General features: G+C 64.4%; 13 protein-coding genes. 11 read left to right on the top strand and 2 right to left on the bottom strand.

Annotated elements, in window-relative coordinates; translation table 11 throughout:
• The first annotated feature begins 8 nt into the window (after positions 1 to 8).
• Positions 9 to 1,199, top strand: a complete 1,191-nt coding sequence (uxuA, locus tag IVB42_RS26345) for a mannonate dehydratase (protein WP_204512152.1) — start codon at positions 9 to 11, stop codon at positions 1,197 to 1,199.
• Positions 1,200 to 1,462: 263 nt separating this feature from the next.
• Complete coding sequence (locus tag IVB42_RS26350; RefSeq protein ID WP_085361526.1) at positions 1,463 to 2,374, top strand: lipase family protein; 912 nt, start codon at positions 1,463 to 1,465, stop codon at positions 2,372 to 2,374.
• A 57-nt stretch (positions 2,375 to 2,431) separates the two neighbouring features.
• On the opposite strand, the gene IVB42_RS26355 is transcribed toward IVB42_RS26350, so the two are convergent.
• Positions 2,432 to 3,370, bottom strand: a complete 939-nt coding sequence (locus IVB42_RS26355) for a LysR family transcriptional regulator (RefSeq protein ID WP_204512151.1) — start codon at positions 3,368 to 3,370, stop codon at positions 2,432 to 2,434.
• Positions 3,371 to 3,580: 210 nt separating this feature from the next.
• On the opposite strand from IVB42_RS26355, the gene IVB42_RS26360 reads away from it, so the two are divergent.
• Genes IVB42_RS26360 through IVB42_RS26385 form a run of 6 tightly spaced genes read left to right on the top strand, consistent with a single transcriptional unit; the run spans position 3,581 to position 9,479 of the window.
• Complete coding sequence (locus IVB42_RS26360; RefSeq protein WP_018454006.1) at positions 3,581 to 4,663, top strand: ABC transporter ATP-binding protein; 1,083 nt, start codon at positions 3,581 to 3,583, stop codon at positions 4,661 to 4,663.
• 36 nt (positions 4,664 to 4,699) lie between these two features.
• Positions 4,700 to 5,416, top strand: a complete 717-nt coding sequence (locus IVB42_RS26365; protein WP_018454007.1) for an HAD family hydrolase — start codon at positions 4,700 to 4,702, stop codon at positions 5,414 to 5,416.
• A gap of 15 nt (positions 5,417 to 5,431) precedes the next feature.
• Entirely contained in the window at positions 5,432 to 6,739 is a 1,308-nt protein-coding gene (locus IVB42_RS26370; protein ID WP_247295058.1) for an FAD-binding oxidoreductase, read from the top strand.
• Between the two features lie 22 nt (positions 6,740 to 6,761).
• Positions 6,762 to 7,811 (top strand): ABC transporter substrate-binding protein, encoded by a 1,050-nt coding sequence (locus IVB42_RS26375; protein ID WP_247295057.1) that lies wholly within the window; start codon positions 6,762 to 6,764, stop codon positions 7,809 to 7,811.
• A gap of 19 nt (positions 7,812 to 7,830) precedes the next feature.
• The gene (locus IVB42_RS26380) at positions 7,831 to 8,697 is read left to right on the top strand and encodes an ABC transporter permease (RefSeq protein ID WP_026232651.1); all 867 of its coding nucleotides are present in this window, start codon (positions 7,831 to 7,833) and stop codon (positions 8,695 to 8,697) included.
• Positions 8,694 to 9,479, top strand: a complete 786-nt coding sequence (locus tag IVB42_RS26385) for an ABC transporter permease (protein WP_085361521.1) — start codon at positions 8,694 to 8,696, stop codon at positions 9,477 to 9,479. Before IVB42_RS26380 ends, IVB42_RS26385 begins: the two co-directional genes overlap by 4 nt.
• An 83-nt stretch (positions 9,480 to 9,562) precedes the next feature.
• Here the strand turns inward: IVB42_RS26385 and IVB42_RS42060 are convergent, their stop codons facing one another.
• Positions 9,563 to 9,688: a hypothetical protein gene (locus tag IVB42_RS42060; RefSeq protein ID WP_256464935.1), complete on the bottom strand. Its 126-nt coding sequence runs from the start codon at positions 9,686 to 9,688 to the stop codon at positions 9,563 to 9,565.
• Between the two features lie 204 nt (positions 9,689 to 9,892).
• On the opposite strand from IVB42_RS42060, the gene IVB42_RS26390 reads away from it, so the two are divergent.
• Genes IVB42_RS26390 through IVB42_RS26400 form a run of 3 tightly spaced genes read left to right on the top strand, consistent with a single transcriptional unit; the run spans position 9,893 to position 13,576 of the window.
• Complete coding sequence (locus tag IVB42_RS26390) at positions 9,893 to 11,554, top strand: thiamine pyrophosphate-binding protein (RefSeq protein WP_247295055.1); 1,662 nt, start codon at positions 9,893 to 9,895, stop codon at positions 11,552 to 11,554.
• Between the two features lie 3 nt (positions 11,555 to 11,557).
• Positions 11,558 to 12,823 (top strand): FAD-binding oxidoreductase, encoded by a 1,266-nt coding sequence (locus IVB42_RS26395; protein WP_085351932.1) that lies wholly within the window; start codon positions 11,558 to 11,560, stop codon positions 12,821 to 12,823.
• A 9-nt stretch (positions 12,824 to 12,832) separates the two neighbouring features.
• Positions 12,833 to 13,576, top strand: coding sequence for an aspartate/glutamate racemase family protein (locus tag IVB42_RS26400; RefSeq protein WP_085351931.1), 744 nt, complete (start codon positions 12,833 to 12,835; stop codon positions 13,574 to 13,576).
• The last annotated feature ends 38 nt before the right edge of the window (positions 13,577 to 13,614 follow it).

The following is a 13,614-nucleotide window of genomic DNA, read 5'->3' on the forward strand; positions in this document are numbered from 1 at the left end:
GAATTCTTATGATGCTCGAGGGATGGCGCTGGTACGGGCCGGACGATCCGGTCTCGCTCGACGATGTCAGGCAGGCCGGGGCGAGCGACATCGTCTCGGCGCTGCATCAGGTGCCGATCGGCGAAGCCTGGACACGCAAGGCGGTCGAGGAGCGCAAGAACTTCATCGAGAGCGGCCAACCCGGGCGCTCGCGGCTGACCTGGTCGGTGGTGGAATCGATTCCGATCCCCGACGACGTCAAGCGTCTCGGGGCTAAAGCGACGCGCTCGATCGAGACATGGATCGCCAGCCTGGAGGCGGCTGCCGCGGCCGGCATCAAGATCATCTGCTACAACTTCATGCCCGTCGTGGATTGGTGCCGCACCGATCTCGAATGGGAGCTGCCGAACGGCGCCCGCGCCATGCGCTTCGATCAAGACCGTTTCGCGGCCTTCGAGCTGCACATCCTGAAGCGTCCCGCCGCCGTCCAGGAATACTCGCCCGAGCAGCAGGCCCGCGCGAAAAAACTGTTCGAGCAGATGAGCCAGGCCGATATCGAATATCTCGTCATGGTCATCGCCAGCGCGCTGCCGGGCTCCACCACCGAGCCGTTGACCATCCCGCAATTCCGCGATCGGCTCGAAACATATCGCGACGTCACGCCAAAAATCCTGCGGCAGCATCTCGCCGAGTTTTTGGGCCGCGTCACCCCCGTCGCCGAGCAGCTCGGGGTCTCATTGACGCTGCATCCGGACGACCCGCCGCGCCCGCTGTTCGGTCTGCCGCGCGTCGCGTCCAGCGCCGATGACTATCAGGCGTTGTTCGATGCGGTGCCGTCAAAGGCGAATGGTATCTGCCTGTGCACGGGGTCGCTTGGCGTGCGCGCCGAGAACAATCTTCCCGCGATGGCCGAACGCTTCGGCCCGCGCATTGCCTTTGCGCATCTGCGCGCGACCAAGCGCGAGGCGGATGGCCTGTCCTTCTACGAGTCCGATCATCTCGACGGTGACGTCGACATGGTCGCGGTGCTGAAGGCGCTGCTGAAGGAGAACGCGCGGCGTTCGCCCGGCCAGAAAATTGTGTTCCGGCCCGACCACGGCCATCGCATGCTCGACGATCTCGCGGCCACCAAGCGCACCAATCCGGGCTACACCGCGATTGGCCGCCTCCGCGGCCTGGCCGAGCTCCGCGGCGCGATCCGCGCGATCGAGCATCGATAGAGGCCAAAACTTTATCCATACCGTCATTGCGAGCGCAGCGAACCAAACCAGAATTCCTCCGCGGAAGGACTCTGGATTGCTTCGCTACGCTCGCAATGACGCGGGGGGAGAGGTGCCTCGTCTCAACCTTGTCCCCTTAGGCGCAAAGGCAGAATACGTCCCGGGCACGCGCACAGATTGTCAAAATTCCAGCCATATGCGAAGGTAGCGTCATTCCGTTTTCGATCGACGTATTGCAGCAATAAGCCATTTAGGAGCTTGATGTGAGCATTCTGGTCGAACTTCCTCCCGATCAATATGACCGACGGGCATTTGCAAAATTCAACGAGACATCAACCGGCTTTGATCTCGACATCGCTCGCGCGATGATGTGGATGTCGCAACTCGCCTACGAGACCCATGTGCCGGACACGATCAACAGGGTCTCTCCTTTCTGGGATCTGTCCGGCGTCAAGTTGCTGAGCCAGCCGGCGCATTCGACGCTGCCGCTGACCGACACGCGCGGGATCATCGCGAGCAAGGGTGACGCAACCATTGTCGCCTTCGCCGGCACCGACCCGCTTCATCTCCTGAACTGGGTCAGCGATTTCACGCTTGGCCGACCGAAGGCGCCCGTGCACCAGGGGTTCGTCGATGCGGCGGCGGCCGTGTGGGACGACGTGAAGAGCGCACTGGCGGCAGCGCTGGCGCGCAAATCACCGATCTTCATCACTGGGCACAGCCTCGGCGCCGCGATCGCGGTGGCAACGGCGGACTTCGCGCGGGAGCAGCTCCAGCTCGCGGATGCGCAGATCTATCTTTACGGTTGTCCGCGCGTGGGCCGCGACGATTTCGTCGCCCTCTACAACGGTACGTTCGGCAGGACGACCTATCGTCTCGTGCACGGCACCGACATCGTCCCGACCGTGCCTCCGCCCGGGCTTGGCTTTCATCACGTCGGCCGTTATCTCGCCTGTGCACGCGGCGCCAAATTCAGCGCCAGCCAGCTCACGACGAATGTTGGTTCGGATGAGCCAATGGCGAATGCTGGAATTGGTGAGCAGGTCCGCAATCTCCTCAGCGGCGTATCCGAGAACACGCGGACGGATGTCGTCGGCAGGCTCACGGTGCTGCTGCCGGCAGGGATCGGCGATCACCTGCCCGATCGTTACTGTGCCGCGCTGACACCCGCCTAGACTCCGGTTTTGATGCGTTTTCTTCACGTGAACCGGTCCACTTCGCCCGAAAACGCTCTAGTAGCAAGCCGCCATCGCGCCGAGCTTCGGATAGAGCCGGTCGATCGCGGCGATCTCGCTTTTCATCTGCGCGGTGATCCAGTCGCGGATCTCGGCGGCGATGGGACGCATCGGCCGGTTGCGCGGTGGCAGGAATTCGCAGATGCGGCGTGTGGTGGTGAGCGTGTCGGAGGCGGGCACCAGCGCGCCGGTCAATAGCCAGTGCGAGGCGACCGTCAGCCAACCGAGCGCGATGCCCTGGCCGAGCAGGGCGGCCTGCATCACGACGGCATAGTCCGTGAAGCTCAGCGCCTTGGCCGCACCGCGGCGCCCGGTGAGAAGCGATGCGTAATCCGCGGCCCAGTCGCCCGGCGTCTCGGCGAGCCGAATGATGGTGTTGCCTTCGGCGGGATCGGTTTCGCCGAGATAGGCAGGGCTGCACATCGGCAGCATGACCTCCTTCATCACCAGCGTGCCACCGGATGACGGCTCCTCGCGATCGCGGAAGCGCATGCCGAGGTCGACATTCTCCACTGGTCCGCGCAGCGCGCCGGAGATCAGCTGAAAGCGCAAATCGACCTGAGGAAATTGCTTCTGCAGCTTGTCGATGCGCGGCATCAGCCAATGCGTGGTGAAGGCGGAGGAGACCGACAGTGTCACCGTCTCGGTGCCCTTCCGGCGCCGCTCGATCTCGACCAGCCCGCTTTCGATGCTGCGAAAGCCTTCGAGCACGCGGCGATACAAGAGTTCGCCTTCCTCAGTGAGCACCGCGCGTCCCGCCTTGCGGTCGAATAGGCGAACGCCGAGATGGTCCTCGAACTGACCCAGCATCCGGCTCACCGCAGGCTGGGTGACGTTCAGTTCGGCGGCCGCCGCCGTGAAGCTGCCATTGCGCGCCGCTGCGTCGAAGACGAACAGGGCGTTACTTGAGGGCAGCATCCGGCGCAGCTCGGGCATAACACCATGTTATGACCCAGGTGAGAATTTGGCAATTGCCGAGTTTTGCCAAGTCTGGTGTCATTGGCGTCATAGCCAAAAGACAGGGCCTGCGAGCGAAGATGTTGGTGCGGTGCACGCTTCGACCAGGAGTGCTCAAATTCCTGTCTATAAAGCAGGCTTATGGCGCGCAGTGAAGCACGCCGGCTCAGGACATGGCGAGGTCGATCGTTGGACAAACGAGCGGAAAGCGTCGAGATCAGATCCGCGAGCAAGGCCTATGGCGCCGTTCGTGCCCTCGACGACGTGTCCCTCAATGTCGCCGCCGGCGAGTTCGTCTCGCTGCTGGGCCCCTCCGGGTCCGGCAAGACCACATTGCTCGGCATCCTCGGCGGCTTCATCCTGCCATCGAGCGGAACGATCCTGTTCGGCGGCCGCGACGTCACCTGGATGCCGCCGCACAAGCGCGACATCGGCGTCGTGTTCCAGAACTACGCGCTGTTCCCGCATATGAGCGTCGGCGAGAATGTTGCCTTTCCCTTGCGCGCGCGACGGCTGCCGAAGGCGGCCTGGCCGGATAAGGTGCGCGCGGCGCTTTCGATGGTCGGTCTTGCCGGCTACGAAGAGCGCGGTATCGCGCAACTCTCCGGCGGCCAGCGCCAGCGCGTGGCGCTCGCACGCGCCATGATCTTCGAGCCGCGGCTGATCCTGATGGACGAACCGCTGTCCGCGCTCGACAAGCAACTGCGCGAATCCATGCAGATCGAGCTGCGCGCGCTGCACAAGCGCATCGGCGCCACCATCATCTACGTCACCCACGATCAGCGCGAAGCGCTGACCATGAGCGACCGCGTCGCCGTGATGAAGGACGGCAGGCTGATCCAGATCGACGCGCCCGAGCGCCTGCACGATCATCCCGCGGATTCCTTCGTCGCGAGTTTCATTGGCGAGGCCACGATGCTTCCCGTGCGACGCGTCGATGCCTCCGGCGTTGCGCTCGGCAATGTGCTTCTGCGCAGCGCCCGCGCCATTCCCGACGGGGACGCGCTGATGCTCGCCGTGCACAGCGAAAAACTGCTGATCGACGATGGTGCGCCGGACACCGCCTGCAATCGGCTCACCGGCACGGTCACCGACATCGTCTATCAGGGCGAGAGCCTGCGCATCTTCCTGGCGCTCGCCGATGGCATCGTGCTCAGCCTGCGCCAGGCGAGCTATCACCAGGCCTACAGCCGCATCCCGCCGCTGGGCGGCAGCCTTACCGTGACCCTTCACCCCGAGGACACCATCGTCGTGCCCAGGGTGAGGGACTGAACCCAAGCCTTGTCCAACCGAGAGAAGAAGCCAAAAATGTCGTCAGCAGCCTCGTTCAGCAATTTCAAGGTTCTCACCTTCGACGTCGTCGGCACCTTGATCGATTTCGAGACCGGCGTGCTCTCCGCGGTGCGCCGGATCTCGGGCAAGTCGCCGGCCGAGCTCAGCGACGACAAGATCTTCGAATCCTACAAGCGCGGTCGCGACAAGCACCACGAGCGGTCGAGCGAGGTGATGTTCCATGTCTATCGCTATCTTGCCAAGGAACTCGGGCTGCAGGCCGATGACGCCTCCTGCGACGTGTTCCAGCTCGCGGTGCTGCGCTGGGGACCGTTCCCAGACTCGGTCGAGGCTCTGAAGCGCCTGAGAACCAAATTCCGCCTGGTCGCGATGACCAATGCCGACCGCGTCGCGCTGTCCTGTTACGCGCACGCGCTCGGCAATCCCTTCGACGATACCGTTTGCGCCGACGAGACTGGCGTTGCGAAACCCGATCCGGAGTTTTTCGCCTACAACAAGGGCCGCCAGTCCGCTTTCGGCTACAAGCAGTCCGATATCCTTCACGTCGCGCAGAGCCAGTATCACGACATCGGGATTGCGCGGAAACTCGGCTACAAGGTGTGCTGGATCGAGCGCCGCCAGGGCATGGCCGGTTTCGGAGGCACACCGGCCGTGGAGACGCTGACCAAGCCGGACTTCCATTTTCCGACGTTGAAGGCGCTTGCCGATGCGGCCATCGGGCCGGCTGCGTAAGGCATGAGCGGTGGCATGACACGGGACTGGAAGGCGCTGCCGTCGGCCAACTCGCTGTGGGCCGCCACGGCCGAGCCGGCGCGCGAGTTTCCGGTCGTGTCAGGCGAGCACCAGGCGGATGTGGTGATCATCGGTGCGGGCTACACGGGCCTGTCTGCTGCGCACCACATCGCCAAAAGCGGTTTGTCGCCGATCGTACTCGAGGCCAACCGCCCGGGCTGGGGCGCGAGTGGACGCAATGGCGGCGTGATCACCGCAAAGTTCCGCCTCTCGTTCCGCGAGATCGACGCCGTGCACGGCCGCGCCATGGCGCAGCGCATGTACGGGATCGCGCATGAATCCACTGATACCGTCGAGGAGCTGGTCTCCGAATTTGGCATCACCAGTGCCGCGTTGACGCGCACCGGCCAGGTCAAGGCCGCTCACAACGAGACGACCCTGAAGGCCGCGATCGACGAGGCCAACTGGATGAAGCGCGAGATGGGGGATGCGGAGGTCCGCATCCTCGACAAGGGGCAAGTGCGCGACGAGACCGGCTCCGACATCTTCGTCGGCGGCGTGCTCAATCCCGGCTCCGGCGGCATCCATCCGCTGAATTATCTGCGCGGCCTTGCCGATGGCGTGGCGCGCCGCGGCATCCCGATTTTCCAGGAGTCGCCGGTCGTAAGGCTCCGCCGCGACAACAGCGGCATCGCCGCTGAAACGCCGCAAGGCGCAGTGCGGGCAAAGCAGGCGATCATCGCCACCAACAGCTATTCCGACCTCACCGGCGCGACCGCGAGCATGCAGCGCACGCTGATCCCGTTCCGCAGCGCCATCATCGCGACCGACAGGCTGCCGCGCAACCTCGCGGGAAGCCTGATGCCGACCGGGCGCACCTACACCGAGACCAAGCGCATGATGCGTTGGTTCCGCATGGTCGACAATCGTGTGATTTTTGGCGGCCGCGGCGCCTTCGGCAAGCAGGATTCGGAAACCGCTTTCGACGCGTTGCGCAAGGCGATGGTCGGAATCTTTCCCGACCTTGCCGACGTCCCGCTCGCCTACAAATGGTCGGGCCTGGTCGGGATGACGTTGGACTCGGTGCCGCATATCGGCCGGCTCGACGACCGCACGCTGTTCTCGATGGGCTACAACGGCGCGGGCGTGGCGATGTCGAGCCTGATGGGCCGCTATCTCGCCGCCTTTGTGCGCGGCGAGACGCCAGAGGTCGGGCTGCTCGACGCGAGGCGATTGAAAGCCATCCCGTTCTATCCGTTGCGCGAGCCCGCCGTGCGCATGGTCGCCGGCTGGTACCAGTTTCTCGATGCGATCGGACAGTGACATTTATCTGGAGGAGGCGAGGATGAATACGAATCGGATTTTTGGACTTGGCTACACGCTGGTTGGTGCGATCGCGATAAGCGGCACGGCTGCCAGGGCTGCCGAACAGATCACCTTCGTCTCGCAAGGCGGCGCCTATCAGCAGGCGCAGACGGTGGCGATCCTCGATCCCACGGCAAAGAAGCTCGGCATCACAATCAACCAAGATTCGATTCCCGACGCCTGGCCTGCGATCAAGACGCAAGTCGGCAGCGGCAAGCCGATCTGGGACGTCGTGGATACTCCGACCGGCAACTGCCTGCGTGGGGGCGAGCAGGGGCTGATCGAGAAGCTCGACTTCTCGAAGATCCCGAATGGCGCCGCGATGCCGGAGTCCTATCGCAGCCCCTATTCGGTTTCCTACGAGTTCTATTCCAGCGTACTGGCCTACAGCCAGAAGACCTTTCCGAAGGACGCGCCGAACAGCTGGGCCGATTTCTGGGACGTCCAGAAATTTCCCGGGCGCCGCGCACTGCGCAACCACCCGTTCGCGACGCTCGAGGCGGCACTGATGGCCGACGGCGTCGCGCCCGACAAGCTCTATCCGCTCGACGTCGACCGGGCCTTCAAGAAGCTGGAAGAGATCAAGCCGCACATCACGGTGTGGTGGACCTCCGGCGCACAGTCGGCGCAACTGCTCAACGACGGCGAGGTCGACATGGAGATGGCCTGGAATGGCCGTGTCAGTGCGGTCGCGAAGGAAGGCGCCAAGGTCGCCTTCACCTACAACCAGGGCGTTTTACAAAGCACCTCGCTCTGCATCCTCAAGGGCGCGCCGAATCTCGAGACGGCCGTCAAGTTTCTCAACGAGGCCGTCGATCCCGTGCACCAGGCCAATCTGCCGCTCAATATCGATTACGGCCCGGGCAATCCCAAGGCGTTCGATACCGGCGTGATCAAGCCGGAGCGCGCCGCGCAATTGCCAAGCGAGCCGGCCAATGCGGCCAAGCAGGCCCTGATGTCCTACGCCTGGTGGTCCTCGCCGGCGGGCGAAGCCACCGAGAAGCGTTGGGCGTCGTTCATGCAGAAGTAGGCGAAGCGAGGCCGCGTCGATGACATCCGTGCCGGATCCCTCCCAAAAGCATCAGCGTCGCGAACACGGCCTGATGCTGGCATTGGTGTCGCCGGCGCTGCTGGTGATCTTGGCTCTGATCGTGCTGCCGGTCGGCTGGCTCGCCTGGCAGTCGATCTACCATGACGGCTTCACGCTGGAGAATTATCGCCGCGTCTTCACCGAAGACATCTACTGGCGCAGCTTTGCGCTGACCTTCGAGATCAGCCTCGTGGTCACGGGAATCGCGCTGCTGCTTGGCTATCCCGTGGCCTACCTCGCCAACTCGGTGCCGAAAGGATGGAGCATTCTCATCCTGTCGCTGGTCGTGCTGCCGTTCTGGACCAGTGTGCTGGTGCGCGCTTATGCCTGGCTGGCGCTGCTCCAGCGCACCGGTGTGATCAACCAGCTTTTGCGTTATCTCGAGGTGACGAGCGAACCGCTCGCGCTGGTGCACAACACCTTCGGCACGGTGGTTGCGACGGTACACATCCTCTTGCCGTTCATGGTGCTGCCGCTCTACGCCACCATGCAGAAGATCCCGTCCGACCTCATGCAGGCCGGCGCCAGCCTGGGAGCGAGCCCGTCGCTCACCTTCGTCCGCGTCTTCCTGCCGCTGTCTCTGCCGGGCGTGCTGGCAGGCTGCACCATGGTGTTCGTGCTCTGCCTCGGTTTTTACATCACGCCGGAACTGCTCGGCGGCGGCCGCACGGTGATGGTGTCGATGCTGGTGAGCCGCAATGTCGAGCTATACAACCAGTTCGGCGCGGCGAGCGCAGTCGCCGTCGTGCTGCTCTTAAGCGTGCTCGCGATCTTCTTCGTCGTCAGCCGCTTCATCTCGCTCGATCGCATATTGGGGCAGAAATGACGCGATTGTCACCCGCCCGGATCGCCCTCTATGTGATCAGCGCGCTGGTGCTGATCTACCTGATCCTGCCGGTGCTGATCATCGCGCCGATCTCCTTCTCCAGCGCGCGTTTTCTGACCTTTCCGCCACCGTCGTTCTCGCTGCGCTGGTATCAGCAGTATTTCTCCAACGCGGCCTGGATGCAGGCGACGCGGGTAACGCTGACGGTCGCGCTCCTTACCGTGCTTATCGCAACGCCGCTCGGCGTCTCCGCCGCCTATGCCATCAGCCAGTCGAAGCTGCGGATCATGCGGCTGATCCACATGATGCTGCTGTTGCCGCTGGTGGTGCCGATCATCATCACTGCGGTGGGGATCTTCTTCCTCTATGCCAAAATCGGCTTGGTCGCGACGCTGCCGGGCCTGGTGCTCGCCAATGTGATGCTGGGGCTGCCTTACGTGATCATTTCGGTGCTGGCGGGCTTGCAGAGTTTCGATCCGGCGCAGGAGATGGTCGCACGCAGCCTCGGCATGAATCGCCTGCGTAGCTTCTTCGCGGTGACCTTGCCGCAGATCAAGTCCAGCGTGGTCGCAGGCGGCATCTTCGCCTTCATCTCGGCGATGGACGAGACCATCGTCGCGCTTTTCATCTCCGGCGGCCAGTATCAGCCGCTGACCAAGCGCATGTTCACCGCCCTCCGCGACGAGATCGACCCGACCATCGCTGCCATCTCGACGCTGATGACGGCGGCCTCCTTCGTGCTGGTACTGCTGGCGAGCGCGCGGCAGAAAAAGGGCGGGTGATTTTTGTTCATCGTCCTGGCGAAAGCCAGGAGGTCCTGGCTTCGCCAGGACGACACCGAATGCTTGGCACGAACCTCGCCGTCTCACGCTTTCGCCGCCAGCCACGCCAAAATCATCTCCACGATCTGTGCCCTGCTGTTTGCCGGCACGTCGGCCTCGCTGAGGTCGCGGTCGAATAGGGCACCGATCTGGTTCGGCCAGGTCGTCAACGAAGGCGTCGAAGCTCGCCACCTCTCGTCCGGCAAGCGGCTGCGACATGGGCTGCAGTGCAACCAGCAGGGGCGGGCATGACGCCTGCGCAGGGTGCGAGGAGCCTTTCGATCTTGCGCGCCCTGTCGGCCTGTCCTACGCCAGCTCCGAGCAAAATTTCGCGAAGCTGCGAAACGCATCGCCAAAGCCTTGAGGGAGCCGTCATGACCATTCGCAACGCCCGCACCGGGGGCCAGATCCTGATCGATCAGCTCGTCGCCCAGGGCGTCGAGCGCGTCACCTGCGTGCCGGGCGAGAGCTATCTGGCGGCGCTGGACGCGCTGCACGACAGCCCGATCGACGTCATGATCTGCCGCGCCGAAGGCGGTGCGGCGATGATGGCGGAAGCCTATGGCAAGCTCACCGGGCGTCCCGGCATCTGCTTCGTCACCCGCGGCCCCGGCGCCACCAATGCGAGCCACGGCGTCCACATCGCGATGCAGGATTCCACGCCAATGATCCTGTTCGTCGGTCAGGTCGACACCGGCATGCGCGAGCGCGAGGCGTTTCAGGAACTCGACTACAAGGCGGTGTTCGGCACCATGGCGAAATGGGCGGTCGAGATCGATCGTCCCGACCGGATTCCGGAGTTGGTCGCGCGCGCTTTCCGCGTCGCCATGCAGGGCCGTCCCGGTCCCGTGGTGATCTCGCTGCCCGAGAACATGCTGACCGAGACCGCAGCCGTTGCGGACGCCATGCGCATCGAGCCGGCGGTGAGCTGGCCGGCGCCTGCCGATATCGAGCGCGTCGGCGCCATGCTTGCGAGCGCCAAGGCGCCGCTCGTCATTCTTGGCGGCTCGCGCTGGACGGATGAAGCGACCCGGAGCATCGCGCGCTTTGCCGAGCGGTTCGACCTGCCGGTCGCGACCTCCTTCCGCCGGGCCTCGCTGATCGACGCCGATCACTCGCATTATGCCGGCGATCTCGGCATCGGGCCGAGCCCGAGCCTGAAGGCGCGCCTCGACCACGCCGACGTCATTTTGCTGATCGGCGGCCGCATGTCGGAAATGCCGTCCTCATCCTACACGCTGCTCGACATTCCGACCCCGCGGCAGAAGCTGATCCACGTTCATCCCGGCTCGGAAGAGCTCGGCCGCATCTATCAGCCTGAGCTCGCGATCCAGGCCACGCCCGCCGCCTTCGCGGCCGCGGTCGAGACGCTGAAGCCGGCAGGCGCCGTTGCCTGGAAGGGCGAGGCCGCCAAGGCGCATGCCGACTATCTTGCCTGGACCGAAAAGGCGCGCGAGCTGCCGGGCACGTTCCAGTACGGCCAGGTCATGACCTGGCTGCGCGATCGCCTGCCCAAGGACGCGATCGTCTGCAACGGCGCCGGCAACTACGCCGGCTGGATCCATCGCCATCATCGCTTCCACAGCTTTGCCGCCCAGCTCGCGCCGACCTCGGGCTCGATGGGATATGGCGTGCCGGCGGCGGTGCTCGCGAAACGGCAATATCCGGATCGCACCGTTATCGCGTTCGCCGGCGACGGCTGCTTCCTGATGAACGGGCAGGAATTCGCGACTGCCGTGCAATACGATGCGCCGCTCGTCGTCATCATCGTCGACAATGCGCAATACGGCACCATCCGCATGCACCAGGAGCGCGACTATCCGGGACGCGTGGTCGGCACCCAGCTCAAGAACCCGGATTTTGCGATGTACGCAAAAGCGTTCGGCGGCCATGGCGAGCGCGTCGAGCGCACCGAAGAGTTCGCGCCGGCGTTCGAGCGTGCGCTCGCCTCGGGCAAGCCGTCGATCCTCCACTGCATCATCGATCCGCGCGCGATGTCGGTCGGCAAGGACTTCGCCCCTGCGGTGAAGGCTTAAGCGATGTCGGAGGGCCGCCACGTCGCCATCATCGGTGCCGGCGCGGTCGGCGTGATCAGCGCCATCGAGGCGCTGCGCGAGGGATATCGCGTCACGCTGATCGACGCCGGCGAGCCCGGTGGCGAACAGGCGGCGAGCTACGGCAATGCCGGCTGGCTCTCTTCGCATTCGGTAATCCCGCCGGCCGAGCCCGGTGTCTGGAAGAAGGTGCCGGGTTATCTGGTGGACCCGCTCGGGCCGCTCGCGATCCGCTGGTCTTATCTGCCGAAGGCGCTGCCCTGGCTGGTCAAATATCTGCTCTCGGGCTGGACCGAGGCGCGGGTCGAGACGACGGCCTTCGCGCTACGCGGCCTCCTGAAGGACGCGCCGCAGTTGCACAGGAAGCTCGCGGAGGAGGCGGGCGTCCCTGAATTGATCGAGCGTAACGGCGTGATGCATGTCTTCCCGTCACGCGGCAATTTCGACAACGATCTCGGTTGGCGCGTGCGCAAGCGCGTCGGCGTCGAATGGCTTGAGCTTTCGTCCGACGAGATGCGTCAACGCGAGCCGGATTTGCATCCGCGCTACACTTTTGGCGTGGTGGTGGAGGAGGCCGGGCGCTGCCGCGATCCCGGTGCCTATGTCGCGGCGCTCGCGCAACATGCCCTAGCAAGCGGCGCCAAGCTCGTGCGGGCCAAGGCAATTGGGCTGAAGCTATCCGGCAACAAGCTCGTGGCTGTCCTGACCGAGACCGGCGAGATTGCGTGCGATGCCGCGGTGATTGCCGCCGGTGCGCATTCGAAGCGGCTCACGGCGTCCATCGGCGATCCGCTGCCGCTTGAGACCGAGCGCGGCTATCACGTCATGATCGAGAATCCGGAATCGGGGCCGCGCAGCTCGATGATGGCCTCGGATGCGAAGATGGTGGTGAACTGGACCGACAAGGGTTTGCGCGCCGCCGGCACGGTCGAGATCGCCGGCCTCGAGGCCGCACCGAACTGGAAGCGCGCCGAGATCCTGCGCAACCATCTCGTCAGCATGTTCCCGAAACTGCCCACGGACATTCCGGCTTCGCGTATCAAGACCTGGTTCGGCCATCGGCCGAGCATGCCGGACGGACGTCCCTGCATCGGTTACGCGCGGGCCTCGCGTGACATCGTCTATGCCTTCGGCCACGGCCATATCGGCCTGGTCGGCTCGGCCCGCACCGGTCGTCTCGTCGCCCAGCTTCTGAGCGGCAAGCCGCCGGAAATTCCGCTCGCACCGTTTTCGCCCGATCGTTTTCTCTGAGATCGCATCATGACCGCTCCAGCCAACTCGTCCCCCCGAATAGCCCGCGGCGGCAAGGCCATCTATGGAGCGCCGCTCGGCATCCTGATGCTGGAGGCGCGCTTTCCCCGCATTCCCGGCGACATGGGCAACGGCACCACCTGGCCCTTCCCCGTGCTCTATCGTGTGGTGAGCGGGGCTTCGCCCGAGAAGGTGGTATTGAAGGGCGCCGCCGGTCTGCTGCCTGATTTCATCGACGCGGCAAAGGACCTGGTGCGGCTCGGGGCCGAGGCCATCACCACCAATTGCGGCTTCCTCTCGCTGTTCCAGAAGGAGATCGCGGCCGCGGTCGGCGTTCCCGTTGCGACCTCGTCACTGATGCAGGTGCCGTGGGTGCAGGCGACCTTGCCGCCGGGCAAGCGCGTTGGCCTCGTCACGGTATCCGGTTCGACCTTGACGCCGGCCCATCTCGCAGGCGCCGGCGTGCCGCTCGATACGCCGCTGGTCGGCACCGAGCACGGCAAGGAATTCTTCCGCGTCTTGATCAAGGCCGAGAAGGAGGACATGGACATTGCGCAGGCCGAACGTGATGTGGTCGAGGCCGGCAAGGAGCTGATCGCCAGGAACCCGGATGTCGGCGCGATCGTGCTGGAATGCACCAACATGCCGCCTTATGCAGCGGCGCTTCAGGCCGAGGTCGGATTGCCCGTCTACGATATCTATTCCATGATCACCTGGTTTCATGCCGGGCTGCGGCCGCGCCAGTTTGGCTAGAGGTCGAGAAGTTGTCTATGACTCCTCTTCCTTCTCCC

This window comes from Bradyrhizobium sp. 45, from assembly GCF_023073155.1.
Taxonomy (GTDB): domain Bacteria; phylum Pseudomonadota; class Alphaproteobacteria; order Rhizobiales; family Xanthobacteraceae; genus Bradyrhizobium; species Bradyrhizobium canariense_D.